The sequence below is a fragment of the Bacillus sp. FAU20 genome (assembly GCF_056033865.1).
This window is the reverse complement of sequence record NZ_JBVYHY010000003.1, coordinates 1,078,223-1,102,260: the sequence shown is the minus strand read 5'-3', so window position 1 is coordinate 1,102,260 and position 24,038 is coordinate 1,078,223. Positions and strand designations below refer to the sequence as shown.

Genomic DNA, 24,038 nt, shown 5'->3' with positions numbered 1-24,038 from the left:
TTGTACATTTTGTTAAGATTCATCTTTGATTTCACTTTTTAATGAGTCAATACTTTCTAAACGTCTTTGATTTTTTGCTTCAATAGCAGCACGATCTTTTTCATTAGAAAGTTCCGCTGTTTCTTTTGCTTCATTAAAGTTATCAACTGTATTTTGCACCATTTCTTGTAACTTTTCAGCGTTGTCACTTCGATTATCTGGATTTGGCATGTACTTCCCTCCTAATATTGTATATACACACCATCTTAAATTACCTATCTTTCCTCAAATTTATACATAAAAAAGGAGAATGTAATATTCTCCTTTTCTTTAACCATTATCAACAATCGGTTGTTTACCTGTTTGATCTTGCATTTGCTTTCCTTTATTTCCACCAGCTTTTTTTGATTGTGTTCCAATATGATTTGGTGCAAAGTCTTTTGAATTTTTTTTCGGATTACCCATTACTATCGCCTCCTTAACACTAGTATCGTACTAGTGTTAAGAATTATTCAGCTTGCTTAAAAAGTTTCATTTCATAACGTTTTTCAATGCGCTCTTCAATGCGATCAATTGCCTCACGATCGCTTAATAATTGTTGTTTATTTTCATTTACAAGTTCTTCAAATGATTTACGGCGACTTCTTCTCATGTTGTTCACCCTCTCTCCTTCACTTTCTTATTACATAGTATGAGCAAACAAAAAACTCTTTAATCAGATTTGTAAGAAAATTTTATGTTTTAGTACTCCTAAAAAAACTCCGTGTACAATATATTGCACACGGAGTTTTTTATACCATAATATTTAAATACTCTTTCAACTTTTCATCTGCATTCATTTCATTTTCTTTATAATCATGAAGCGCCTGTAATACAAAATCATACTGCTCTAAAATATAACTTTCTAATTTCATAACATCCTCTAAGCTATTAAGCATAATTCTCGTATTACCAACTTCACTTTTTAACGCCGGTTCACATTTTAAACTTGTACATATTTCTTTCACATCTTCTTCTAATATCTCTGTTAATACATATTTCTTTCGCCCTTTTACCTTTAATCTCATAACTGGATAAAAAGCTTTTATATCTAAATAACTTCCTACGTTCATACAACGTAGCCATTCTACATTACGTTTATTACATGCAAGTATTTCTTTCACCGCTTCATATACCGCAGTTTCATCAAGCATAGCCTTATTTACTTTTCGTTTCCCTTCTTCTTCAATAGCTGCACACTTTTGATAAACAGCAGCACACGTAATGCAATCGTCAAATGCATTATGAGAGCTTAAACGAATTCCAAGCATTCGTTTTAACGTTTCAAGTTTATGATTAGGCGCATGCTTCATGTATTTCTTTGCTAAAAATACAGTATCAATTACTTTATTTTTAGGTTCAGGCAACCCAAGCATATTTACATTACTTTTCAAAAAGCGCATATCAAAAGAAGCATTATGGGCCACAATAACATTTGTATGTAAAAATGCTAAAAATAAAGGTAACACTTCTTCAATCGTCGGTGCATCTGAAACGCGATAATTAGTAATACCTGTTAAACTCGTTATTCGGTCCGGAATTGGCCGCTCTGGATTCACGTATGAAACAAATTGATCTACTAATTCATGATTACGATATTTCACTGCTGCAACTTGAATAATTTTATCATTATAAGGGTTAAATCCTGTTGTTTCAAAATCAATTACAACATAATCTAACGGTAAGGATACATTCCCCACTCCATACACTCCTTTATCTCTAAACGTTTATATTTCTTACATCATATCATGAAGTGATTACTACTTGAAAAAGAAAAGGCAGAAATGGGAACTCTCCACCTCTACCTTTTCACCATTATTTTAATTTAGCAACTCTTTTCTCCATCTCTTTTTGTGTCATCGGCCCAATAAACTTATCTTGAATGACACCTTTTGTATCTATAAAATACGAAGTTGGAATCGTAATTACTTTATAAGCTGTTGTCACATCAATGTTCTTGTCCAATAAAATAGGAAAAGTAATTCCTTTTTCTTTAGCAAAATTGCTTACCTTCTCTTCCCCCCCACCTTTTTCTGAAGGCGTATAATTGATCGCTAAAATTTCTACGTTTTCTTTATGTTCTTTATAGAAAGCCTCCATATCCGGCATTTCTTGCTGACATGGTCCACACCACGTAGCCCAAAAGTTTAAAATTACTTTCTTTCCTTTTAAATCCGATAACTTTACATTTGTCCCATCTAACTTAGTTAATTCAAAGTCCGGTGCACTCTTCCCTATCTCAATACCATTCCTTGCGATCATCTCTTTCATAGCAACTTCACTTTTTTCTTGCTTCACTTTTACCGCCTGCTCTTTATGACCAAACTGTTCATAAGCTGCATATCCCGCTAAACAAAGTAACACTACAATAATCATAAGCTTCCGCCACATGTTATATCACCCTAACGTGTTTATCTTCTTTTAATATATCCATTCAAATGCTATATACCTTATTTTAGCTTATACGGACAAGCTTGAAAATATTCACATTCTAAATAATCAGAATTTTTATAAATAATATGAAATATTTACCTTTTAATCATATAATTAGAAATACACGGAACATTTTACAATGAAAGGAGCTCTCATGAATTTATTTGAAAAAATACTTCTATATATTCTTAGTTTTATATTTTTCCCAATCGGAATTATCACATGGATTATCTCACTATTTAGTAAAGATCCTAAAAAAACAAGTTGGACGTATTTGTCTCTATATCGCATTAATCTCATTTATCCTTTTGGCAGGCCTCGGCATTATTACTTTTTTCACAATGACTACCATTACTACTATAGAATAGTTATAGAAAGGATGATTGTTTTGGGAGAACACCCTATCACAAAAGAGCTACGCTATATACGAATATGCTTAGTTATTTTAGTAATCGTTCTTTTATTTTTCAACAGTGAAAAAGTCGTTGAAATTTCTACAAATCATGATTCCATAGAAAATGTTCCCACCAGTAATATGACACAAATTGCGGAAAATACATTCGCTATTCAAGAATATAATCCATTACTAAATAGCGAACATACAATTAAGATTTTTAAATATAATCCAGATACAAATCAACTTACTCTCGTCAAAGAAGTTAATTCTAGTGATCCGAATTCTTATACTTATCAACTTAATGAGACCGAATAAAGTGAAACTTTAATCAGCCCTCACCAATCGGGCTACCCGGCAAATAGCGGAATAAAGATAAGAGCATTACATATCTCTTATCTTTTTGTTTGCAACTCATTGTACAATGAGTTGCAATTTAATAATTCTCTAGGATTCCCACATTCCACAATAATCCCATTCTTCATGACAACAACACAATCTGCTATCATCGCTCTCTCTACATCATGTGTTGCCACAATTCTCGTTACATCTCTTCCTATCCCTTCAATCATATTCCAAACCAATTCTTGATTGCCCGGATCTAACCCAGCCGTCGGTTCATCTAAAATAATAAGAGTTGGATTTGATACAATCGCTCGCAATAATGCAAGACGTTTTCTTTCGCCTCCTGAAAACTCTTCACCGCTTTTATGTAGCACAGTTTGACTCCCTTCAGGTAACCCTCTAATAATCGGCGTTGCATTTATAAGTTCACTATTTTTTTCTAGCTGATTTTCTAAACCCTCTTCCCCGAAATACATATTCTCTGTTACCGTCGTTCGGAAAAAACGTGGTTCTTGCCACACTGTAGTCATACGAGCTTCATTACCATAATAAGCAATGCTACCGTTAGATGGTTTATACAAGCCCGTTATTAACTTTAAAAGCGTTGTTTTTCCTGCACCGCTTTCTCCCACAATAATAACGAGTTCACCAGGATGAATTTGTAAATCGATATTATGAATTCTACATTTCTCTCCATCATTCTCCTGAAATGAAACATTTGTTATCCTGATCCCCATCGCTCTTTCTACATTGCTATCTGCTGCTCGTTTATTTAAAAAGCAAAAAGCTCTATTTGCCGAAGCGACTGCAACTTGTGTCATTATTAATAAATCGCCCACATAACGGACAGGGAAAAAGAGCATCTCAATTGTCGCTAACACTGCAATGAGTGAACCAACTTCTATTTCTCCCCTCATTATTTTTTGTGCACCTATAATGAGAACAAGGATATATGCTCCTGTTTCAATCACCGTTCCAACTACTCCAATACAATGTTGCATCATCGTCTTCTTTACTTCCGATTTATACGATTGTGCCGTTACTCTTTTAAATAAGCGAATTGCCCATTTTTCTTTTTGTAAACTCCGCAAATCTTGTATCCCCTTTACAAACTGTGACACCATCTCTACAACACTTGAGTGATTTTTTTGAGCAACGCTTGCAATATCTCTTACCTTTTCTCCCATCAGTATTGGAACAATTGTACTTAAAAATAAAAACGGAGTTACCCACAATATAAACTGTATATCTATATGTTGTAGTGCTATGAAAGCCCCAATAAATTGGGCAATAGCGTGTATATATTCTATTAATATAGAGCCATATAATCTGACCCAGTTCGGAATATCAGACACGACCAAAGTTTCTAACTCTCCTTGCTTAATCTTCTCACTCTCTTCAAACGGTAATGAGAAATAGTTACGTAATAATTCTATACGTTTCGTTTGTAATATACGTTGACTCGCTTTTGAACTTATATAATCAAATAAAAGATTGTTCGCCCACATTAAAAAGCGACTACCCGCAAACAAGGCTATATATAAATACGCACCTTTTAGCTCCCTTTGAATAAGATTGTCTACAATTAACCCCATGAAAATTGGGCGTGATAAATTTAAAATGGCAGCAATTATCCCACTACATACAGCTGCTATTACTAATATTTTCTCTTGTCGTAACGGCAACAATATTCTTTTATACTCTGTCATGACGTTTCCTCCATTTTTATAGTAAAAAGAAAGGGATGAAACCAAATGGTTTCATCCCTTTCCATAAAATAAGGAAGCTAACTATTGTTAGCTTCCTTATTGTTCATTTCAATAATTTAGTTCGATACTTTAGATTCTTCAATTTTCTCACGAAGAACCATTTGCAGAATACCACCGTGACGGTAGTAGTCAATTTCAACTTCACTATCGAAACGAGCTACTACTTCAAATTGTTTTTCGTTGCCATCTGCATCAGTTGCAACTACTTTTACAAGATCGCGTGGTCTAACTGTTTTGTCGATTTGAATTTCAAATGACTCGTTACCAACAAGACCTAACGTTTCAGCACTTTCGCCATCTTTAAATTGAAGCGGTAGTACACCCATTAACACTAAGTTACTGCGGTGAATACGTTCGAAGCTTTCTGCGATTACTGCTTTAATACCTAATAAGTTAGTACCTTTCGCAGCCCAGTCACGAGAACTTCCCATACCGTAATCTTTACCAGCAACAACTAGAAGACCTGTTCCATCTTCTTTATATTTCATAGCAGCATCATAGATAGATGTTACTTCACCAGTTGGCCAATATGTTGTATATCCGCCTTCTGTTCCTGGTGCGATTTGGTTTTTAATACGGATGTTTGCGAATGTACCACGCATCATAACTTCATGGTTACCACGACGAGAACCGTAAGAGTTAAAGTCAACTGGTTGTACGCCGTTTTCTAATAAGTAGCGTCCAGCTGGTGTATGCTTACCGATTGAACCTGCTGGTGAAATGTGGTCTGTCGTTACAGAGTCACCAAATTTACCAACTACGCGTAGACCTGATAATGTTTCGACTTCACCTGGCTCTTTAGATAAACCTTCAAAGAATGGCGGGTTTTGAATGTATGTTGAATCATTATCCCAAGTATATAAAGCTTCGTTTGAAGTTTGGATTTCATTCCAGCGCTCATTGCTGTTAAATACTTGTGCATATTCTTTCTTGAACAGTTCAGATGTAACAACGTTTTGAACTACATCTTCAATTTCTTTAGCTGATGGCCAAATATCGTTGAAGTAAACAGCATTGCCATTTGCATCTTTACCGATTTCATCATTTTTCAGGTCAATATCAACAGTACCTGCAAGTGCATATGCCACAACTAGTGGTGGTGATGCTAAGTAGTTTGCTTTTACAAGTGGATGAATACGACCTTCAAAGTTACGGTTACCAGATAAAACAGATGTTACTAGTAAGTCGTTTGCTGCGATTGCTTCTTCTAATTCTGGCGCTAATGGACCAGAGTTACCGATACAAGTCGTACAGCCGTAACCAACTGTTTGGAAACCTAATTGATCTAAATATGTTGTTAAACCTGATTTATCTAAGTATTCAGTAACAACTTTTGATCCTGGTGCTAATGATGTTTTTACATACTCAGGTACTTTAAGTCCTTTTTCAATTGCTTTCTTCGCAACTAAACCTGCCCCGATTAATACGTATGGGTTTGATGTATTTGTACAGCTTGTAATTGCAGCGATTGCAATTGCACCTGTTTTCATCGTTACTTCTTTATCTTCTAATGTAACCTTCACTTCTTTATCGAACTCTTGCTCATTAAATCCAAGTCCTTGTGTTCCAACTGGTGCTACAACAGCTTTGTGGAACGCATCTTTCATATCTGAAAGTGGAATTAAATCTTGTGGGCGTTTCGGTCCAGAAAGGTTAGATTCGATTGTATTTAAATCAATTTCAACAAGATCAGTATAGATTGGATCTTTACTATCTGCTGTATAGAATAAACCGTTCGCTTTACAGTATTCTTCAACAACGCGAATTTGTTCTTCATCTCTACCTGTTAAACGTAAGTATTCTAATGAAATATCATCGATTGGGAAGAATCCACAAGTTGCGCCGTATTCTGGTGCCATATTTGAAATTGTTGCACGGTCAGCTAAAGGCATGCTCTTTAGTCCATTTCCGAAGAACTCAACGAATTTACCAACTACACCTTTTTGACGTAATACTTGTGTTACTTTTAATGCAACGTCTGTCGCTGTAGTACCACTTGGAAGTGTACCAGTTAATTTCACACCGATTACTTCAGGTACCGGGAAGTATGAAGGCTGTCCAAGCATTCCTGCTTCTGCTTCAATACCACCAACGCCCCATCCAAGAACGCCGATACCGTTAATCATTGTTGTATGTGAGTCTGTTCCAACTAACGAATCTGGATATGCAACTAAATCACCTTCAGCATTTTTCACAGCATGAACAACTGGTGCTAAATATTCAAGGTTTACTTGGTGTACAATACCTGTAGCTGGTGGAACCGCACGGTAGTTATCAAATGATTTTTGTGCCCAGCTTAAAAATTTATAACGTTCTTCATTACGTTTAAACTCTAAGTCCATGTTGAATGCAAGCGCGTCTGCCGTACCCGCTCTATCAACCTGTACAGAGTGGTCAATTACAAGGTCTACAGTAATTTCAGGATTAATTTTGTCAGGATCTCCGCCCATGTCTGCCATTGCTTTACGAAGCGAAGCCAAATCAACAACAGCTGGAACACCAGTGAAATCTTGTAAAATTACACGAGATGGTTTAAATGGAACATCGATATCTTGAACATCTTTCGTTCCCCATTTCGCTAAATTTGTAACATGCTCTTCTGTGATTACACGTCCGTCTACTTGACGAAGTACTGATTCAAGTAAAACTTTCACGGAATATGGTAATTGAGATACGTTGCCAACCCCTGCATTTTCAAGCGCTTTCAAATCATAATAATGATACGTTTTTCCATCTACTTCAAAAGTTGCACGTGATTGAAATGGATTATGTTTGACCATTATGTTTCCCCCCTGTTAAACGTGACTAAGTTGTCTGAATATAAAATGTAGACAAACTTTTCAATACCTTACGATAATATCTTATTACAACTTTCTAAATAAGTAAATAATAAGAAACTTATAGATTATCATAAGTTTTCTTTATGTTTCTAAATTTGAATAGCTTTCATGCTCCTTATGAATACTATTATCATAAAGTAAAATGCTCTATCAGCGGTTTACTTACAGTTCATACATACTATGAACTGCTCATCATTCAACATACAAAAAATGTTATAGGGGTGAAATAAAATGGGTAAAAGAAAAGCAAATCATACTATTTCAGGAATGAATGCTGCATCTGCACAAGGACAAGGAACTGGTTACAATGAAGAATTTGCAAACGAGCCTTTAACTCCAGCAGAGCGACAAAATAATAAGAAACGTAAAAAGAACCAGTAAAGAAAAATCCCAAAAGGTCTATTTTCCTTTTGGGATTTCTTCTAATGTTTATAACGTAGTAATTCCGAAACCGTTACAAATCGATAGCCCTGTTTTTTCAGCTCAGGTAAAATTTTTGCTAGCGCTGCTACCGTTTGACTACGATCATTCCCTCCATCATGTAACAATACAATATCGCCACTTTTAGCATTTTTCACTACATGATTTACAATGGAGTCAACCCCTGGATTTGCCCAATCACGCGGGTCTTGATGCCACGACCATAGAACGGTTTGATAGCCAGCCTCTTTCGCTGTTTTAAATACAGCATCGTTAATATATCCGCCAGGAGGACGGAATAGCAAAGGTTCTTTCACCCATTTTCCAAAAAATTTCTTTCCATCTAAAATATCATTTTCTAATTTTTCATCTGACGAATTACTCGCATACAAATGATTCATCGTATGATTTCCAATTTCATGTCCCTCTTTTAACACTTGCTTCACTAAATATGGATTACGCTGAACTCGAAATCCAATCATAAAAAATGTCGCTTCCGCCTTATATTGACGTAATAAATCTAAAACTTGTGGTGTATACGTTGGATCTGGCCCATCATCAAATGTAATTGCAATAATTTTTTCATTATTAGGTACTTCCCATGTTACATAACCAGTTGGTTCTAACTCTTTTCTGAGCAACATTTTCGCTTCCACTTTTTCCACTTGAAATATATGTACTGCACATAGCAAAGAAAAAACGAATAGAAAAATTTTCTGTTTTAGCATAACGTTTACTAAAGCAGCAAGGTTGTCGAATAAACAACAACCTCATTTACTTTTCTAATTGATCTACATTTCGCATTATATTTTGGAGATTATTTTCATATTGCTCAAGTTGTGGACGTTGTGTTTCTGAAGCTACCTCTAGTGCATTTTGAATTTGTTCATATGCTTCCTGAACCTCTTGGCGTAATTCTTTTAAATCATGACCGTAGTTTGGATCATTTTTCACAATGTTGTTAAATGCATTTTCTGCTTGTGTAACGCCTTGCTGTGCCGCTTGAAAAGCTTGTTGCTTATCTTTATGATATGGCATTATATAATCCCCTTTCTGTAATAGTTAGTCCCCTTTATCTTTACCTTTTTTTCTAAAAACATTCTCGTATAAAATCGTCAACTTCTCTCATTCTAAAAAGAAAGAGGAGGTGTCATATACAATGGGTAAAAACAACCGTGAATCAAAAGAAAAACAAGGACAACCTGAGCCATTAAGCGGATCTCATAAAGTAAAAAACCGTAACCATTCACGCCAAAAAAAACATGCACATCATGATATGTAATAAAAAACATTCACATACAGTGCACATTCAACATAAAATGTTTGTATTTCATCATTTATTCTTCACCTCTGTTTCATTCATGCATAACATGATATGAATTGATATTTTACGGAGGGTGTCTTACATGGGCAAGAAAAAGAAGAATTGTCTTTTTCATGTTGATGGTTTCGAAGAATGGATGGATCAATTTTGTTCCGATTCTTATAGTAACTTTAGCTTTCCAAATCAAATTCACATCGACCTTTGTGAAACTGAAGAAGAATATATTTTGGAAACAGATGTACAAAATGTTTCAGAACAAAATGTACTCATTAAAAAGTTAGAGACAGGCCTAGCTATTTGCATACTTCATAAAAACATTTCCTTACAACGAACAATCCCTTTACCTACTACTATCATTTACAAAAAGATGCTAGCCTGCTTAGAAAACGGATTTTTAGCCATTCATATTTCCAAAAATGAAGTTGCTGATAAGCATGAAAAGAAAGTTCTTTTTTCAAATTAAGAGTTAATATAATACAAACTAAGCCCCAGTTGGTTACTGGGGCTTATGTTATTTCGCATGCATTTCTATATTAGAATTTCTATCATATCTTTTTTTCAATAAACCTTTTGTAACTAAAAGCACAGGAAATGCGACAGTTGAAAATATAGCTAGTGCTGAAAATACTGCAAACCCATTTTGGTACCCGTAGTAATCGAGAAGTACTCCTCCAAACCACGGACCTATTACTGCTCCAATTCCCGAAAAGCCCATCGCACCGAAGTATGTTCCTTTTAGATGCGCAACAGCAATATCATCAATAAATACATCCGTCATTGAAAACATTAATACTTCTCCAATTGTAAAAATAATTGTACAAACGGCAGCACCTAGCATAGATTCTACTATTCCAAAGCCAAACAATCCTCCGCTCACAAATAAAGTCCCCACCATAATTGATGTTAACGGTGTATACTTTTTGCACATTTGAATAACAGGGTATTGGATAATCACTACAACAATTGCATTTAAAGCGAGCATATATGAGAATAGCTTCACTCCATCCTCAAATATATATGCATTTGCAAAATATTGAGATACTGTCGTCGTTAAATGTGAAAAACCGCAATTACTCAAAATAATACCGACTAAAGCAACTAAAAATACTATATCTTTTCGCAATATACGCATTGCATTTAGCATTGTAACAGGTTTTTCTGTCCTCACTTTCTTTTTTTCCATTGGATACTTCTTAAATTGGAACGCTAATATAGCTGTATATAGAATATATACCCCAGCTGCTACTAAAAAAGGAATTGTTGATTTTGCACTTCCAATCTGTAATCCAACAATTGGTCCAATTGCAACTCCAACATTTATTGCACCGTATCGTAAGTTATAGACGAGTAACCGATACTCAGGCTTTGTTAAATCTGATAATAATGCTCTTGATGTTGGCTCAAAAAACGACCTACATAATCCATTTAAAGCGTTTAATAAAAAGAAACTTAAAACATGATCCGCAAGTGAAAAACCTATAAACACAAAAATCCAAACAATCATGGACCAGAGCATAATCGTTTTCCGGCCAAATCGATCTGATAAATTCCCTCCGATAAAACTAGCAAAAACGCCAACAAGTGCACTCGTTCCGATAATAGCACCAGTCATTCCAGCTGATACACCTTTAACAGTCGTTAAATAAATCGCTAAAAAAGGGATACTCATTGAAGTTGCAAACCTAGCAAACAATGTCCCTAAAATAATACTCATTCCAAGCGGATGAATATGCTGTAACTTCCCCTTCATCGTTAAACCTACTCTCTCTATTTTCACAAAAAAAGAAAGCAAAGGATCTGCTTTCTTTTCCTTTTTCTATACTTGAGCTGTTGATACCCGAGTTGTTCTCGTTATGTCCATATCAATTCCATATGTGAATTGTAATTCTTTACACACATCTTTAATTAAGATTACGACATTATACTTTTCATTAAATTGTAAAACGATGTTTTCTACTTCTTCATATGTATACTTATATTCCCCTGTAATGACACTTTTTAGATCAAAGCATTCGTTAATACAAAGTTGTACAAGTAGCTGGTCATATTTCTCTATTACATCTTCTTTCTTCCAAAGTAACTCTTTTACATATAATCGATCAAACTTCACACTTTCTCGATTACAATCCGTTAAAATCCGGGTCATTTCGTTTAATTCTCGATATAATTCGGAAATATTTCTGCTTAAACTAAGCAGTTTATCTACGCCGTTTTCATATAACATATTTATTCCACCCCCGCATTTTCTTTCCCTTATTATAGCAAGAAAATTCTAAAAATAGTTTCTTTCTTCTGAAATATTAGGAAACTAATTTCAATTGCTTTACAATGAAACTAGTTAATGCGAGAGGAGAAAGAAAATTGGAACACAAATTATATTACACTGACGCTTATAAGCAAGACTTTACTACTAAAATTATAAAGCAAGATTATGATAAAGATGGTAACTTATACGTTGTTTTGAATGAAACAGCATTTTATCCGACAGGTGGCGGACAACCATACGATACTGGTACATTAAATGATATAAATGTAATCAATGTAGAAGAGATAAACGGAGAAATTCGTCACTACATCGCAGAACAATTACATACAGAAGACGTAGAAGGTAAAATTAATTGGGAGCGCCGTTTTGATCATATGCAACAACATGCGGCTCAGCACATTTTATCTGCTGCTTTTTGGGATTATTTTAACATACCTACGATTGGATTCCATCTTGGTAAAGAAACGGTAACAATTGATTTAGAAACAGAAAATTTACATGCAGAAACGGTTGAAAAAGCAGTACAAATTGCAAACAATATAGTTTTTGAAAACCATCCAATCTGTATAGAGTGGATGAACTTAGAAGAAGCGAAAACATTGCCCCTTCGTAAAGAACCGACTATGACAGAGAATATACGTGTTGTTATTATCGAAAATTACGACTACAACGGCTGTGGTGGAACCCATCCGAAATGCACTGGTGAAGTTGGTCCTATTCAAGTACTAGGATGGGAGCGCAATAAAGGTGGTATACGCTTAACCTTTATCGCTGGTTGGCGTACACTTAAATTAATGGGGTAACAGCAACAAATTATAAAAGATGTTTCCAAACAATTAAACAGTAGCGAAACTGATATCCCAGCAAAAGTAGCACAGCTTCTTACCGCTCAAAAGGAAAACGAAAAAACAATACAAACAATGAATGAAAAATTATTATTTGCAGAGGCAAATGAATTACTGCAACAGCCCACCGAAATACATGCTGGGTTACTTATTTCTAAAGCATTTACAGATCGTTCTATGCAAGAAATTGCAAAACTATCAGCTATCATTACAGAACAACAAGAGCATGCAATTACGTATTTCGTTATTGAAAATGATGACAAACTACAATGTATTCTCGCTTGCGGAAAAACAGTAACGCTCGATATGAATGCTCTTTTAAAAGATGCTCTTCCTGCAATTGAAGGAAAAGGTGGCGGAAATAAAAAGAGTGCACGCGGCGGCGGAAAAGCGGTGATGAACGGGGACGAGTTTTTAAATCAGCTTGTTTCTTCTTTACAGTCAGCAGTGTAAAACATGTTTATGAAGGATAGCTAACGGCTATCCTTCAACTATATTTACAGGCCTATATTTCGTTTTAACCCTTGATAACTTCCTGCATTTGCAAAACCGCCACTTATAAGATTGATAAAAGTTTCCGAAAAACCATAATAACTTAATTCGTTAATCGGTACCATTTGCACATCATGAATCGGATTATGATCGAACTCGTTAGAAGGTAGTGTAATTTCACCTTCAATCCTTTCAAGCAGAAACGTAATATGTAACAAAGATGGACTAGCATCTGGTTTATCACAAACATAGAGTAGCTTCTTAATTTTAACTTCTAATCCCGTTTCTTCTCTCATTTCTCGAATCATCGCTTCTTCTAACGTTTCACCATTCTCTACCCTTCCTCCAGGTAAAGACCAATCGCGATTAGCCACTTTTTGCTTTACTAGCAATACTTTTTTTCATCTTCAATTAAAATTCCCGTAATACGAACTTGCATTACATTTTCCATATGTAATCTCCTCTTCCTGTTATATTTACAAATTAATCCTTCCACAAAAAGAACATACGTTTTATAATTAAAGAAAATTATGGAAGAAAGAAGTTGTTATATTCATGCGTCCACCTTTAACAAAATCTATATCACTTAAAGATTTTCAAAACTATTATTGGTTAAAAGCAGAACTGCAAACATTTTGTCGCGAGCATGGTTTGCCAGCTAGTGGCTCTAAGACCGAAATAACCGAGCGTATCTCACATTATTTAACTACGGGGAAAGTCTTAAAAAACAGCTCTGTGCAAAAAGTGAGCAAAGCTCCCCTCTCTTATAAAGACCTTTCCCTTCAAACGATTATTACTAAAAATCACCGCTGTAGCGAAGATGTTCGTGCTTTTTTCAAAGAAAAAATCGGAACAAACTTCCGCTTTACAGTAGCTCTTCAAAAACTTTTTAAAGAGAATGTTGGAAAAACATATGAAGACGCGGTAGCTTTTTGGCATGAAGAAAACGAACGAAAAAAAGACCCTACATACAAAACAACTATTAGTGCGCAGTTTGAATACAATCGCTTTACTCGTGACTTTTTCGAAGATCCAAATAATAAAGGGAAAGCAAAAGCTGATGCGATTGCTGCTTGGAATGAAATAAAAGCAAAACCTGGTAGCAATGCTTATGTTCCTCAAAAAGTAGAAAACTAGCTCCTTTCTAGTCTTCTACTTTCTCAAATAATAGCGCAACCCCTATCCCGCCTCCAATTCCTAATGTAGCAATTCCATATTTCATACACTCTCTTTGCGCCTGATAAAATAAACGTGTTACAAGCATAGCCCCAGATGCACCGTACGGATGACCGAGCGCAATTGCCCCACCATTTACATTTAATTTTTCATACGGAATTTGTAACTCCTTTGCACAAGCTACAACTTTTGAGGCGAATGCTTCATTTATTTCAAAATAATCGATGTCCTCTACTTTCATATTCATTTCGTTTAATAATTTGTTCACCGCAAATATTGGACCAGTTCCTGGAAGATTGGGATCTACTCCAACTACAGCACTACGAACGAAACGAAGTACAGGTTTATAACCTAACTTTAAGGCTTGTCCCTCTTCCATTACAAGAACAGCACATGCCCCATCATTTACACCACATGAATTACCTGCCGTCACTGTTCCATTTTGTAAAAATGCGGGCTTTGTTCTTTTAATGATTCGTTCATAATTCATTTCTGGCTTTATAGATTCATCTAATAATCCATTAAAAGAAAATATTTCATCATGTATATAGCCTTTTTCTAATGCTTGCAATGTCCGCTTATAACTAAGACAAGCGTACTCGTCTTGCATTTCTTTCGTTATGTTATAACGATTTGCAACATATTCAGCCGCTACTCCCATATTAGGATCACCAATTGTTTCAGGTGAAAATCTTGCTCTTTTTTGAAAAGGTGACGTACTTGTACTCTCTACTCCTCCTGCAATATAGCAATTACCTGCTCCGCCTTGAATGAAATGACACGCAGTTCGAATTGCTTCTAAACCAGCACCACATTGCCGATCAATCGTTACACCAGGAATATGATAGCCAAGTCCCGCCTCTAAAGCACATAGTCTCGCAATATTCCCTCCTGGCCCAACAACATTACCTAATATGACATCATCTATTTCCCTCTCAATCCCTTTACTTAAAAACGTAAGAAGCGGCGTTGCTAATTGCTGAACTTCATACTCTTTTAACATCCCATTCTTCTTACCAATAGGTGTTCTTTTCGCCTCTACAATAACTGCTCTATTCATATATTTTCTCCCGGTTTTCAATCATACTTTTTGCTTCCATACGAGCGATTTTCCCACTATTTGTATAAGGTATTCCATCTACAAAATGCCATTCTTTCGGTATTTTAAAAGAGGATAATCTCTGTAAGCAAAAACTCTTTAATTGTTGTTTCGTAGCACTTCCTTTTACGATCGCGACGGGCTTTTCACCCCAGTAACTATCTTTCACACCAATTACAACTATTTCATCGACAGCTGGGTGTTCATGTAATACACTTTCTATTTCTTCTGGATAAATATTGATTCCTCCAAATAAAATCATATTCTTCTCTCTACCAACAATATATATAAAGCCTTCTTCATCTTCATAGCCTACATCTCGCACTGTCATCCAGCCTTCTGCATTCAACTCCCGTGTTAAAACCCCATCTATTATGTATCCCATAAAAAACTGATCACTTTTCACATAAACAGTTCCTATTTCACCTTTTTGTACTTCTTCGCCTGCTTCATTACATATTCGAACTTGCACATTATGACAAGGTTTTCCTACTGAATTTGGTCTTCTTTCGCTTTCTGCATCGACTAGTGCTGTTACAAAACTTAACTCTGATGCACCATAAAATTCATATCTTTTCGCATAAGGAAATATATTCTTTATTTTTTCTTTCGCTTCAGTTTCCCATTTCGCTCCTGACGAAATAATTTTCATTTTATTTTCTATTACTCTATTTTCTTTATATAAAGATTCAAGCATTGTCGGAACTGTATACATAACTGATATATTTTCAGTTTCTAACTGATCTAATACTTGATTTGGAATGAACTTTCTCATAATGTGAACTGTTTGTCCTACATATAATGCGCTTATTGCCCCGTATAAGAAAAGAGAATGAACGAGCGTCCCAGCTATTAAAATCGAATCCTCCCTTTTCATATAAAAGTCATGTACATTACAATCAAAACTATGAACCCACGATTGTTGTGCACGTAAAAATGCTTTTGCTGTTCCTGTTGATCCTGATGTAAATCCCATATAAAAAGGAGCATGTTGTACACTTTCTACAGTGGAATATGTAGGAAGATATTTCTCTATCATTCTTTTCCACTCATCAATTTCAATTACTCTTCCTTCTTCATCCAATAGATCATTCACCTTATATCGTTCTGTCACAATCATATCCGGATTACTAATTTCAATTCTTTCTCTGAGCTCATCTTGTTTCCACTTTATATCTAACGGAACACAAACCCACCCGGCCATAGCGGCACCAGAAAATAGTTGTAAAAACTCTATACGATTTTCTAATAGGATTGCTATCGTTTTATTCTTCAATTTTTTTTCATTTAACCAACTTGCTACTTTACAAACTGATTCAAACCACTCTTTATATGTTAAAACTCTATCATTTTCCTTTATCGCTATTTTATTTGGTTGTAAAGAGGCATGCTTTTTATATTCTTTTGTAATCCCCATATGAGACGTCCTTTCTTTACAAAAATAATAAAAAGAAACACGCAATAAACGTGTTTCTTCCCTTTATCATCCCGCATTTGTATATTTTCCATTCTTTAAAGCGGGTGTAATAATATGTTTCAATGAACGATGTAATTTTGTTACGAGAACTGCCGCAATAATTGCTTTTATACAATCCCCTGGTAAAAACACAGCACTCACTTTCATTGTCTCCCATACAGAAACATTCATTAAAAACGCTTGTACAGTAATACCAAATACATAAACTACGAAAATACCACCAATTATATTAATACATAATACTTTTATAATAGAAACTTCACGTAAACGCTCAATTAAATAACCAATAACAAACGCTCCAATGATGTAACCAAGTAAATATCCTGCACTTGGCCCAACAAATACACCAAGGCCACCACGTCCACCAGCAAGTAATGGTGCTCCAACTCCTACAATAAGTAAGAAAATAAGCTGACTTAACGCACCTAGACGTGATCCTAACAACCCACCCGCAAGCATAACACCGAGTGATTGCAATGTAATCGGAACTGGTGTAATAGAAAGAGCAATCGGAGGTATTAACCCTAACACTCCCATAATAGAACTAAATAAAGCGACGAAAACTAAGTTTTTTGTATTCATATTTGCTTCTCCTATTTGTAAACTTAAAATGTTTTTTAGGTAACATATTATAGAAGTTATATTATCTTTCCATTTAGTTTTTGTCAACTTATTTTCTTTATAGGTTTACAAATATAAATTTAATTATTTTTCTTTATGCAAATGCTCAAGTTCTTTCCGAAGCGCCTGCTTTAAAAACTTCCCAACAGATGTTTTCGGTATTTCTTCCATAAATACAATATCGTCTGGTAACCACCACTTCGCAAACTGTGGTTTTAAAAACTCATATATCTCTTCTTTCGTTACTGTACTATTTTTCTTTTGAACAACGCAGGCAACAGGTCGCTCTTGCCACTGAGGGTGAGGAATTGCAACGACAGCCGCTTCAAATATAGCATCATGTGCCATTAAAGCATTTTCAAGATCGACAGAAGAAATCCATTCTCCCCCGCTTTTAATAACATCCTTCGTACGGTCAACAATTTTCACGCAACCTTCCTCATCCACTGTGACAACATCACCAGTATATAACCATCCATCGCGAAACCCTTCGACAGTACGATCATCGTTATAATAGCTTTCAGCGATCCACGGTGCTCGTAAACATAATTCTCCCATCTCAGTACCATCCCACTTCACTTCACCATTTGTCCCGACTACTTTCATCTCGACACCAGGTACAAGATATCCTTGTTTAGAGCGAATTTCTAGTTGCTCTTCATACGATAATTCCGTTTCATAACTTTTCAAACGTGCAAGTGTTACGAGTGGACTCGTTTCAGTCATACCATATGCATGTATGAACGGAACATTATGTTTCTGTTCAAATGCTTTAATAACACTTTTCGGCGCCGCTGCACCTCCGCATAGTATTCTCGTCATACTAGATAAATCGTAACTATTATTTTCTAACTCTTGTAATACGCCGAGCCAAATTGTCGGCACACCAGCAGCTAACGTCACTTTTTCAGATTGGATCATTTCTAATAAAATTTTTGGCGTAAACATCGGTCCTGGAAGAACTTGTTTTGAACCAAACCAAGTAGCAGCGAAAGGAAGTCCCCAAGCGTTCACATGGAACATCGGTACAATCGCCATTGCAGCATCACTTTCCGATAAAGCAGCTGTATCCGCTAAACCGAGTGCCATACAATGCAAAACAGTACTACGATGCGTATATACAACACCTTTTGGATTTCCTGTAGTCGCTGACGTATAACACATACCAGCAGGTGTATTTTCATCAATATCTTTTACAAATTGGAAATTTGGATCGCCTTCTTCTAATAGCTTTTCATAATGATATACAGGTTCCAGCGTAGTATTTGGGAGTTCATCTTTATCAGTCATAATAATGTAAGCTTGTACAGTTGATAATTGTGATTGAATATTTTCAACGAATGGTACGAGATCTTCATCTATAAGTAGAACTCGGTCTTCTGCGTGCTGAATAATGTATGAAATATGTTGAGGAGATAAACGAATATTAATTGTGTGCAAAACAGAAGCAATACCTGGAATAGCAAAATACGCTTCCACATGTCGATGATGGTTCCACGCTAATGTTCCTACACGTTCACCTTCTTTAATTCCAAGCTTTTTCAACGCACTGGAAAGTCTTCTCGTCCTTTCCCCTAACTGCTTATACGTTAACGTTGTAACTGTATCATGTGTCCGTGAAACAATTTCTTTCTTCGAAAATAGTTTCTCTGCTCTTTCCATCATAGAACTAATTGTTAGCGGTACATTCATCATCATATTGGTTATATCCCCCTTTAAAGCGTTTTCATTTTTATTCATTATAACAGACATCTACAAATGATTACGAATTTTTTTCTGTATATTCTGAATTATTTCTTTGGAAATAATTCAGAATATACTAAGAAGAAATATACTAAAATTCCTTCTTACGATATATAAATACCGAAATAACAAAAGAAAAGATATATATGATAACGCCAAATATTGTATATAGAATTGAAACGTATACAGATAAATTTAAATTTGATATTGGAAATTGTTCTATTAGATAGCCAATTACACTTTGTAATCCAAAATAAGTAACAAGTCCCCCACATGCGCCCCCAATTGTAATAGCATCAGATTTTTCTGCTCCCAAAACATAGAGGAGTGGATAGGCTATCGCTCCAGCATTAAGAATGATGAACGTTCCTAAAGAAACACTCTTAAATATATCATTATCAATTGGTGTATCTGAAACGAAACTACGTACATAAAATATGCCACACGATAATAAAGTACCAATAATTACAACTAAAAAATAGAAAAAGTAATGACTTTGTACAATGTTATTTCTAGTAACCGGTAAAGTAAGTACATATTTTTCATAACCCGACTTACTCTCATACTTAATAACTTCAAGTGCAGGAATCGCAGCAAATAAGATAGTGAATGTAGCAATTAAACGGTACATTGAAGCATTACCAAAATAAAAAACAAATCCCGATCCTAATATCGCTATTCCCATGAACAGAAAGAAAGTTCGATACACTAGATAATAGTTTGTCAATAATAAACCTTTCATTTATTTTTCACTCCTTGTTAATAAGATACTCATTTCTTCTATCGAGATGGTTCTATGAGCAATACCACTTGGTAATTTATGTACATCTGATACGAGTACATTGAAATATGAACCATGTCCCCTTCTAGCCACAACTATATCTTTGTTAATTAAAGTTAGTTGTTCCTCATCAACATCTACAATGGCGTAACTGTCTAAAACCTTATCTTTTTCTTCGTTCAATAAAATTTCTCCATCTTTTATAATGACAAGATGGCTAGCTATTTTTTCTACATCACTCATAATATGAGAAGAAAGTAATATACCACCATTACTTTTACCTACAAAACTTTTTAATTCCTCTAACACCTCCTCCCTAGATGAAGGATCCAGACCTCCCGTCGCTTCATCTAGGATTAATAATTTTACATTATGTGACAACGCAACAGCTATAGTTAGTTTCATTGACATTCCACGCGAGAATTTACCTACTTTCTCATTAGTAGGTAAAGAAAAAGTATTAACTAATCGATAAAAATTATCTTGACCCCAAGATTCAAACATCTTTTCAAAAACTTTGTTTAGTTGCTTTATTGTAAGATGAGCCGGTAGATTCATAGCATCAAATACGACTCCTATCTTTTCCTTAAGCTTGGCATCTTTATTTATATTTTCTTTACCAAATATTTTTACTGTACCACTATCTTTAGAAATTAGTTCTAGTACCGTTTTAAAGGTTGTTGATTTCCCTGCTCCATTGTCACCAATGAATCCAACAATTGATCCAGACGGCACATTGAAGGAAACATCTCTTAAAACAACTTTGTTTCCAAATGATTTGCTTAAATTTTCAATTTCTAGAAGATTTGACATCATTACACCCCTATCTTAACTTTTCATAAAAATATTTTTTCTCCTATTAAAAATTATCTACTTTTTCTCTCACTTTCTTTTTCAGTTTAAAAATAAAACGATTACTATATTCTTTATTTTCTACTAAAATTCGATACACCTCTAATACTCCTAACACACGAACAAAAAGATAAACTCCAATAGCAATAAGTACAACACAGTAAGGGTAATACTGCACTAATTCTCCTGAAGTGATATGTTTTTTCTCAAACAAAAACGGTATTGCGCCTGCGGCTATAAAACAAAATCCAACGATCATCACTGCTGCATACCTCTTCTTAATAGTCGCATATCTCTTTGTCAATTCTTTTAGAAAGTTTTGATCAAATAGTAGTTCTTCCTTTTTCAATACATTGTATCGACTCTCTTCTATCGTTACAGGTACCATCATCGCTCCAATTCCAAGGACAGCAACAATAATGACAAGGAATGTCGACATTGTTGCATTTTCTTTAAATAATAAATACGGTATTGTAGATAAAATGAGTAAACTAAATCCTAGCGCTATATATTTAGAAATTTTTTGTCCATACACTACATACCCTTCTGCCATTTCCTGACTTACGTAATATCCATCTACATTTTCATTACTTTGCTCAGCAGTTTCTTTTAATAAATAATCGAGTGATACTTCAAATACATTTCCAATCATTATTAACTTTTCAGTTTCAGGAAAACCTTGACCGTTTTCCCATTTACTAACCGCTTGCCTTGTTGTGTTTAATTTCTCAGCTAATGCTTCTTGAGAAAGCCCCTTTTCTTTTCTTAATTTAAAAAGCTTCTCACCAAATCCCATATGTGTGTCCCCCTTTGTTTTCTTAACTAAATTGTATGTAAACATAGCCCTTATCTCTATCTTCCTGCGGTTGCACTTTGTCAACTTGCGGTTGCGATTGTGTTATATAGCGTTTTTTTTCTATACTTAGAACGTTAATAAAAATAGCGCTTCCTAATAGTCCATTTGTTGTTATCAAAATAAAAAAACTCCTTAATTCATTTAAAGGAGTTTTCAATGTAAGATATTTCATTGATTCATATATCTTTCTCTAGATATAAAATACCTTTTTGTATCACGATTCTTACCTTTAATAAACATATCCTTCTGAATTGTATATTTGTACTCCATATTCAAACGTTTCATTAATTTTTCAGATGCTTCATTTTCTGAATCACATCCCGCTTCAATGCTATTAAGATGCAATTCATGAAAACCATAGTAGAAAAAAGCTAACACAGCCTCCGTAGCTAATCCTCTTCCCCAATATTTTCGAGATAAGGCGTATGCAATTTCTGCTGTATGTGTGACCAAATCATATTTTATAAATCCACACGTGCCTATAAGTTTTTTTTCCTCTTTTAATACAATTCCAAGAGGTGCTACTTGCCCTCCATTGTACTGACCCACAATTTCTTCTATATAGTTATATGTGTCACATAACGATCGATGAGCATCCCATACAGTAAAAGTTGTCATCTCTTTATCTGTAGCATACTCATATATATGTAAACTATCACTCATATTCATTTTCCTTAACATAAGTCGTTTCGTATACAAAGTTGGATATGACCACTTCTCAATAATCATAACGGTTTCTGTTTAAACCTTTCATAATTCCTTACCTTTAATAAAAGGATATTCCCACAATCTGTACAAATATAAGCATCCACCGGCGAAGATGTGAACATCGTTTCCTTTTTCCGTATTTGTGCATATCCGACAAACTCACCTTCTCCTATATTTTGAGAACCACAATTAGAGCATGTCTGCACGGCTTTTTGTTTCATGAGAGCACCACCTTTAATCTGTTTCTACTCCCTTCGACAGTTCACTTCCATTTCCCTTCCAAAAAACCTCTTATTCTCTCACATTTCAACAGGAATCTCAAAACAAAAATCGTATATGTACTATGAAATATATTTATTAACGGAGGAATTTTATGACTACTGTTATGACACTCGATATGGCAACAGAAATTGAAAATGCAGAAATTGATATGCTCTCTTCTAAATTAGAGAGACTACAAACAATGAGCGGAAACCCAATGCAAGTGCAAATGAAAAAATTCGGTAGTGCCACTGCCTTTTCATCAAAAATAATTGCTGGTCCTGCTTTTAATACGGTAAAAGGTATTACAAATGCAGATGCGATTGATGCAATCATTTCTTATTATGAATCACTACAAATCCCTTGTCGTTTTGAAATTACCCCAGCACAAGGTACAACTGAATTATTTCAATACTTATCTCAAAAAGGATTTTATCAATCTAGCTTCCATACTGCTTTGTATAGTATACCGAGAGAGGGTTCATCACTTCTTCCTTCTAATATTACAATACGAAAACTAAAAGAAAATGAGTTTGATATTTTTGCAGACATTTATGTACGTGGATTTAATATGCCATCCTTTACAAAAGATGGCGTCCGCCAAAATAACGAAATTCTCTACAATAAACCTGGCTGGTATTTTTTCATAGCCGAAGTTCAAAACACTCCTGCGAGTATAGGAGTTCTCTATATAAATAACGGTGTTGCTTCATTAGCTTCTTCTGCTACTTTGCCAGAATTTCAACGTAAAGGCTGTCATACCGCATTAATTCAAAAACGAATTGAAATAGCTATTGAAGCCAATTGTAAGTTAATAGTTGGACAAGCAAGGTTCGGTAGCGGCAGTCAAAATAATATGGAACGTGCCCATATGAAAATTGCTTATACGAAATCTATATGGACTGCAAAAGAAATATAATTAACACTCTTTCTCTTCTCATTACAATTTTATACATTTCATGACAATTCCTTTTCTATCCTATTAATCATTTGAATATTCGAACTAGATTTGATACGCTATTACTAGATACATCATTCAACTTGCAATATGAAAAGAGCATTCTAATCAAACTACAAGGAGGAGAAATGTATGACTAAACATGATCATGGTTTAAAAGAAAAAGTAGAAGGTGCCATTGATAAGGTAAAAGGTGAAGTAAAAGAAGTTGTCGGGAAAGTAACTGACAATAAGAAATTACAAGCTGAAGGAAAATGGGATAAGGTGAAAGGCACTGCTAAAGATACAGTTGGTAATGTGAAAGAAAAAGTACATGAATATAAGGAACATAAGAAAGAAAAATAAAAAAGAGCCCATCGG

General features: G+C 34.8%; 27 protein-coding genes and 3 pseudogenes. 9 read left to right on the top strand and 21 right to left on the bottom strand.

Annotation, left to right across the window (positions count from 1 at the left end; genetic code table 11):
• Positions 1-12: 12 nt before the first annotated feature.
• The 5 genes from tlp to AC0OM3_RS06150 form a co-directional block, all read right to left on the bottom strand.
• Positions 13-210, bottom strand: a complete 198-nt coding sequence (gene tlp, locus AC0OM3_RS06170) for a small acid-soluble spore protein Tlp (protein ID WP_001133511.1) — start codon at positions 208-210, stop codon at positions 13-15.
• Positions 211-309: 99 nt separating this feature from the next.
• A complete protein-coding gene (gene sspN / locus AC0OM3_RS06165; RefSeq protein WP_000527987.1) occupies positions 310-444 on the bottom strand; it encodes an acid-soluble spore protein SspN in 135 nt (44 codons plus the stop codon).
• Between the two features lie 43 nt (positions 445-487).
• Positions 488-631 carry an FbpB family small basic protein gene (locus AC0OM3_RS06160; protein ID WP_001254703.1) on the bottom strand — a complete coding sequence of 48 codons (144 nt, stop codon included), beginning with the start codon at positions 629-631 and terminating at the stop codon, positions 488-490.
• A 139-nt stretch (positions 632-770) separates the two neighbouring features.
• A complete protein-coding gene (locus AC0OM3_RS06155; protein ID WP_000528755.1) occupies positions 771-1,718 on the bottom strand; it encodes a 3'-5' exonuclease in 948 nt (315 codons plus the stop codon).
• 115 nt (positions 1,719-1,833) lie between these two features.
• Positions 1,834-2,409, bottom strand: coding sequence for a TlpA family protein disulfide reductase (locus AC0OM3_RS06150; protein ID WP_000269041.1), 576 nt, complete (start codon positions 2,407-2,409; stop codon positions 1,834-1,836).
• Positions 2,410-2,605: 196 nt separating this feature from the next.
• On the opposite strand from AC0OM3_RS06150, the pseudogene AC0OM3_RS06145 reads away from it, so the two are divergent.
• Positions 2,606-2,819, top strand: a pseudogene (locus AC0OM3_RS06145) (hypothetical protein).
• An 11-nt stretch (positions 2,820-2,830) separates the two neighbouring features.
• Positions 2,831-3,163 (top strand): YmzC family protein, encoded by a 333-nt coding sequence (locus tag AC0OM3_RS06140; RefSeq protein WP_074593090.1) that lies wholly within the window; start codon positions 2,831-2,833, stop codon positions 3,161-3,163.
• 77 nt (positions 3,164-3,240) lie between these two features.
• On the opposite strand, the gene AC0OM3_RS06135 is transcribed toward AC0OM3_RS06140, so the two are convergent.
• Both AC0OM3_RS06135 and acnA read right to left on the bottom strand, forming a co-directional pair.
• Complete coding sequence (locus AC0OM3_RS06135) at positions 3,241-4,899, bottom strand: ABC transporter ATP-binding protein (protein ID WP_000141524.1); 1,659 nt, start codon at positions 4,897-4,899, stop codon at positions 3,241-3,243.
• A 116-nt stretch (positions 4,900-5,015) separates the two neighbouring features.
• Positions 5,016-7,739 carry an aconitate hydratase AcnA gene (gene acnA / locus AC0OM3_RS06130; RefSeq protein WP_000238559.1) on the bottom strand — a complete coding sequence of 908 codons (2,724 nt, stop codon included), beginning with the start codon at positions 7,737-7,739 and terminating at the stop codon, positions 5,016-5,018.
• Between the two features lie 291 nt (positions 7,740-8,030).
• Here acnA and sspO point away from each other — a divergent pair, with 291 nt between their 5' ends.
• The gene (gene sspO, locus AC0OM3_RS06125) at positions 8,031-8,180 is read left to right on the top strand and encodes an acid-soluble spore protein SspO (protein WP_000518057.1); all 150 of its coding nucleotides are present in this window, start codon (positions 8,031-8,033) and stop codon (positions 8,178-8,180) included.
• 41 nt (positions 8,181-8,221) lie between these two features.
• Here sspO and pdaB read toward each other — a convergent pair whose 3' ends face one another.
• Entirely contained in the window at positions 8,222-8,947 is a 726-nt protein-coding gene (gene pdaB, locus AC0OM3_RS06120; RefSeq protein WP_102947840.1) for a polysaccharide deacetylase family sporulation protein PdaB, read from the bottom strand.
• A gap of 46 nt (positions 8,948-8,993) precedes the next feature.
• A complete protein-coding gene (locus tag AC0OM3_RS06115; RefSeq protein WP_001146295.1) occupies positions 8,994-9,257 on the bottom strand; it encodes a hypothetical protein in 264 nt (87 codons plus the stop codon).
• A 121-nt stretch (positions 9,258-9,378) separates the two neighbouring features.
• Between AC0OM3_RS06115 and AC0OM3_RS06110 the strand changes: the two genes are divergently transcribed.
• Together AC0OM3_RS06110 and AC0OM3_RS06105 are read left to right on the top strand one after the other, a co-directional pair.
• Entirely contained in the window at positions 9,379-9,501 is a 123-nt protein-coding gene (locus AC0OM3_RS06110) for a small acid-soluble spore protein P (RefSeq protein ID WP_000517653.1), read from the top strand.
• Positions 9,502-9,625: 124 nt separating this feature from the next.
• Positions 9,626-10,006, top strand: coding sequence for an Hsp20/alpha crystallin family protein (locus AC0OM3_RS06105; protein WP_000516756.1), 381 nt, complete (start codon positions 9,626-9,628; stop codon positions 10,004-10,006).
• A gap of 48 nt (positions 10,007-10,054) precedes the next feature.
• Here AC0OM3_RS06105 and AC0OM3_RS06100 read toward each other — a convergent pair whose 3' ends face one another.
• Complete coding sequence (locus AC0OM3_RS06100; RefSeq protein ID WP_000676809.1) at positions 10,055-11,293, bottom strand: MDR family MFS transporter; 1,239 nt, start codon at positions 11,291-11,293, stop codon at positions 10,055-10,057.
• A 66-nt stretch (positions 11,294-11,359) separates the two neighbouring features.
• Entirely contained in the window at positions 11,360-11,767 is a 408-nt protein-coding gene (locus AC0OM3_RS06095; protein WP_000965150.1) for a hypothetical protein, read from the bottom strand.
• A 137-nt stretch (positions 11,768-11,904) separates the two neighbouring features.
• Here AC0OM3_RS06095 and AC0OM3_RS06090 point away from each other — a divergent pair.
• A pseudogene (locus AC0OM3_RS06090) lies at positions 11,905-13,107 on the top strand (alanyl-tRNA editing protein).
• A 44-nt stretch (positions 13,108-13,151) separates the two neighbouring features.
• Here AC0OM3_RS06090 and AC0OM3_RS06085 read toward each other — a convergent pair.
• Positions 13,152-13,597 (bottom strand): annotated as a pseudogene (locus AC0OM3_RS06085) (NUDIX hydrolase).
• Between the two features lie 104 nt (positions 13,598-13,701).
• On the opposite strand from AC0OM3_RS06085, the gene AC0OM3_RS06080 reads away from it, so the two are divergent.
• Entirely contained in the window at positions 13,702-14,283 is a 582-nt protein-coding gene (locus tag AC0OM3_RS06080) for a DUF6434 domain-containing protein (RefSeq protein ID WP_001247757.1), read from the top strand.
• A 7-nt stretch (positions 14,284-14,290) separates the two neighbouring features.
• Here the strand turns inward: AC0OM3_RS06080 and AC0OM3_RS06075 are convergent, their stop codons facing one another.
• From AC0OM3_RS06075 to AC0OM3_RS06035, 9 genes are all read right to left on the bottom strand, one after another.
• Positions 14,291-15,382, bottom strand: coding sequence for an acetyl-CoA C-acyltransferase (locus tag AC0OM3_RS06075; RefSeq protein WP_474211183.1), 1,092 nt, complete (start codon positions 15,380-15,382; stop codon positions 14,291-14,293).
• Positions 15,375-16,838, bottom strand: coding sequence for an acyl-CoA synthetase (locus tag AC0OM3_RS06070; protein WP_474211182.1), 1,464 nt, complete (start codon positions 16,836-16,838; stop codon positions 15,375-15,377). The genes AC0OM3_RS06075 and AC0OM3_RS06070 overlap by 8 nt, the downstream gene beginning before the upstream one ends.
• 66 nt (positions 16,839-16,904) lie before the next feature.
• Entirely contained in the window at positions 16,905-17,480 is a 576-nt protein-coding gene (locus AC0OM3_RS06065) for a biotin transporter BioY (protein WP_001093336.1), read from the bottom strand.
• Positions 17,481-17,603: 123 nt separating this feature from the next.
• On the bottom strand, positions 17,604-19,217 hold the full coding sequence (locus AC0OM3_RS06060) for a long-chain fatty acid--CoA ligase (protein ID WP_474211181.1): 1,614 nt from the start codon (positions 19,215-19,217) through the stop codon (positions 17,604-17,606).
• 136 nt (positions 19,218-19,353) lie between these two features.
• Positions 19,354-20,004, bottom strand: coding sequence for an ABC-2 transporter permease (locus AC0OM3_RS06055; protein ID WP_474211180.1), 651 nt, complete (start codon positions 20,002-20,004; stop codon positions 19,354-19,356).
• Entirely contained in the window at positions 20,005-20,856 is an 852-nt protein-coding gene (locus AC0OM3_RS06050; RefSeq protein WP_474211179.1) for an ABC transporter ATP-binding protein, read from the bottom strand.
• A 46-nt stretch (positions 20,857-20,902) separates the two neighbouring features.
• Positions 20,903-21,691, bottom strand: a complete 789-nt coding sequence (locus AC0OM3_RS06045; protein WP_000505622.1) for a helix-turn-helix domain-containing protein — start codon at positions 21,689-21,691, stop codon at positions 20,903-20,905.
• A 228-nt stretch (positions 21,692-21,919) separates the two neighbouring features.
• Entirely contained in the window at positions 21,920-22,480 is a 561-nt protein-coding gene (locus tag AC0OM3_RS06040) for a GNAT family N-acetyltransferase (RefSeq protein ID WP_000582841.1), read from the bottom strand.
• Entirely contained in the window at positions 22,477-22,680 is a 204-nt protein-coding gene (locus AC0OM3_RS06035; RefSeq protein ID WP_000810193.1) for a hypothetical protein, read from the bottom strand. The genes AC0OM3_RS06040 and AC0OM3_RS06035 overlap by 4 nt, the downstream gene beginning before the upstream one ends.
• A 152-nt stretch (positions 22,681-22,832) precedes the next feature.
• Between AC0OM3_RS06035 and AC0OM3_RS06030 the strand changes: the two genes are divergently transcribed.
• Positions 22,833-23,639: a GNAT family N-acetyltransferase gene (locus tag AC0OM3_RS06030; protein ID WP_000214350.1), complete on the top strand. Its 807-nt coding sequence runs from the start codon at positions 22,833-22,835 to the stop codon at positions 23,637-23,639.
• Positions 23,640-23,810: 171 nt separating this feature from the next.
• Positions 23,811-24,023, top strand: a complete 213-nt coding sequence (locus AC0OM3_RS06025) for a CsbD family protein (protein ID WP_000160410.1) — start codon at positions 23,811-23,813, stop codon at positions 24,021-24,023.
• Positions 24,024-24,038: the final 15 nt, after the last annotated feature.

Excerpts from the sequence above, each read along its gene's own strand:
- AC0OM3_RS06070 (WP_474211182.1), bottom strand. The coding sequence starts at position 16,838 with ATGGGGATTACAAAAGAATATAAAAAGCATGCCTCTTTACAACCAAAT.
- pdaB (WP_102947840.1), bottom strand. The coding sequence starts at position 8,947 with ATGCTAAAACAGAAAATTTTTCTATTCGTTTTTTCTTTGCTATGTGCA.
- AC0OM3_RS06050 (WP_474211179.1), bottom strand. The coding sequence starts at position 20,856 with ATGTCAAATCTTCTAGAAATTGAAAATTTAAGCAAATCATTTGGAAAC.
- AC0OM3_RS06025 (WP_000160410.1), top strand. The coding sequence starts at position 23,811 with ATGACTAAACATGATCATGGTTTAAAAGAAAAAGTAGAAGGTGCCATT.
- AC0OM3_RS06105 (WP_000516756.1), top strand. The coding sequence starts at position 9,626 with ATGGGCAAGAAAAAGAAGAATTGTCTTTTTCATGTTGATGGTTTCGAA.
- AC0OM3_RS06110 (WP_000517653.1), top strand. The coding sequence starts at position 9,379 with ATGGGTAAAAACAACCGTGAATCAAAAGAAAAACAAGGACAACCTGAG.
- AC0OM3_RS06040 (WP_000582841.1), bottom strand. The coding sequence starts at position 22,480 with ATGATTATTGAGAAGTGGTCATATCCAACTTTGTATACGAAACGACTT.
- AC0OM3_RS06060 (WP_474211181.1), bottom strand. The coding sequence starts at position 19,217 with ATGATGATGAATGTACCGCTAACAATTAGTTCTATGATGGAAAGAGCA.
- AC0OM3_RS06075 (WP_474211183.1), bottom strand. The coding sequence starts at position 15,382 with ATGAATAGAGCAGTTATTGTAGAGGCGAAAAGAACACCTATTGGTAAG.
- AC0OM3_RS06035 (WP_000810193.1), bottom strand. The coding sequence starts at position 22,680 with ATGAAACAAAAAGCCGTGCAGACATGCTCTAATTGTGGTTCTCAAAAT.
- AC0OM3_RS06140 (WP_074593090.1), top strand. The coding sequence starts at position 2,831 with ATGATTGTTTTGGGAGAACACCCTATCACAAAAGAGCTACGCTATATA.
- AC0OM3_RS06065 (WP_001093336.1), bottom strand. The coding sequence starts at position 17,480 with ATGAATACAAAAAACTTAGTTTTCGTCGCTTTATTTAGTTCTATTATG.
- AC0OM3_RS06135 (WP_000141524.1), bottom strand. The coding sequence starts at position 4,899 with ATGACAGAGTATAAAAGAATATTGTTGCCGTTACGACAAGAGAAAATA.
- acnA (WP_000238559.1), bottom strand. The coding sequence starts at position 7,739 with ATGGTCAAACATAATCCATTTCAATCACGTGCAACTTTTGAAGTAGAT.
- AC0OM3_RS06115 (WP_001146295.1), bottom strand. The coding sequence starts at position 9,257 with ATGCCATATCATAAAGATAAGCAACAAGCTTTTCAAGCGGCACAGCAA.
- AC0OM3_RS06080 (WP_001247757.1), top strand. The coding sequence starts at position 13,702 with ATGCGTCCACCTTTAACAAAATCTATATCACTTAAAGATTTTCAAAAC.
- tlp (WP_001133511.1), bottom strand. The coding sequence starts at position 210 with ATGCCAAATCCAGATAATCGAAGTGACAACGCTGAAAAGTTACAAGAA.
- AC0OM3_RS06100 (WP_000676809.1), bottom strand. The coding sequence starts at position 11,293 with ATGAAGGGGAAGTTACAGCATATTCATCCGCTTGGAATGAGTATTATT.
- AC0OM3_RS06055 (WP_474211180.1), bottom strand. The coding sequence starts at position 20,004 with ATGAAAGGTTTATTATTGACAAACTATTATCTAGTGTATCGAACTTTC.
- AC0OM3_RS06150 (WP_000269041.1), bottom strand. The coding sequence starts at position 2,409 with ATGTGGCGGAAGCTTATGATTATTGTAGTGTTACTTTGTTTAGCGGGA.
- AC0OM3_RS06160 (WP_001254703.1), bottom strand. The coding sequence starts at position 631 with ATGAGAAGAAGTCGCCGTAAATCATTTGAAGAACTTGTAAATGAAAAT.
- AC0OM3_RS06095 (WP_000965150.1), bottom strand. The coding sequence starts at position 11,767 with ATGTTATATGAAAACGGCGTAGATAAACTGCTTAGTTTAAGCAGAAAT.
- sspO (WP_000518057.1), top strand. The coding sequence starts at position 8,031 with ATGGGTAAAAGAAAAGCAAATCATACTATTTCAGGAATGAATGCTGCA.
- sspN (WP_000527987.1), bottom strand. The coding sequence starts at position 444 with ATGGGTAATCCGAAAAAAAATTCAAAAGACTTTGCACCAAATCATATT.
- AC0OM3_RS06030 (WP_000214350.1), top strand. The coding sequence starts at position 22,833 with ATGACTACTGTTATGACACTCGATATGGCAACAGAAATTGAAAATGCA.
- AC0OM3_RS06045 (WP_000505622.1), bottom strand. The coding sequence starts at position 21,691 with ATGGGATTTGGTGAGAAGCTTTTTAAATTAAGAAAAGAAAAGGGGCTT.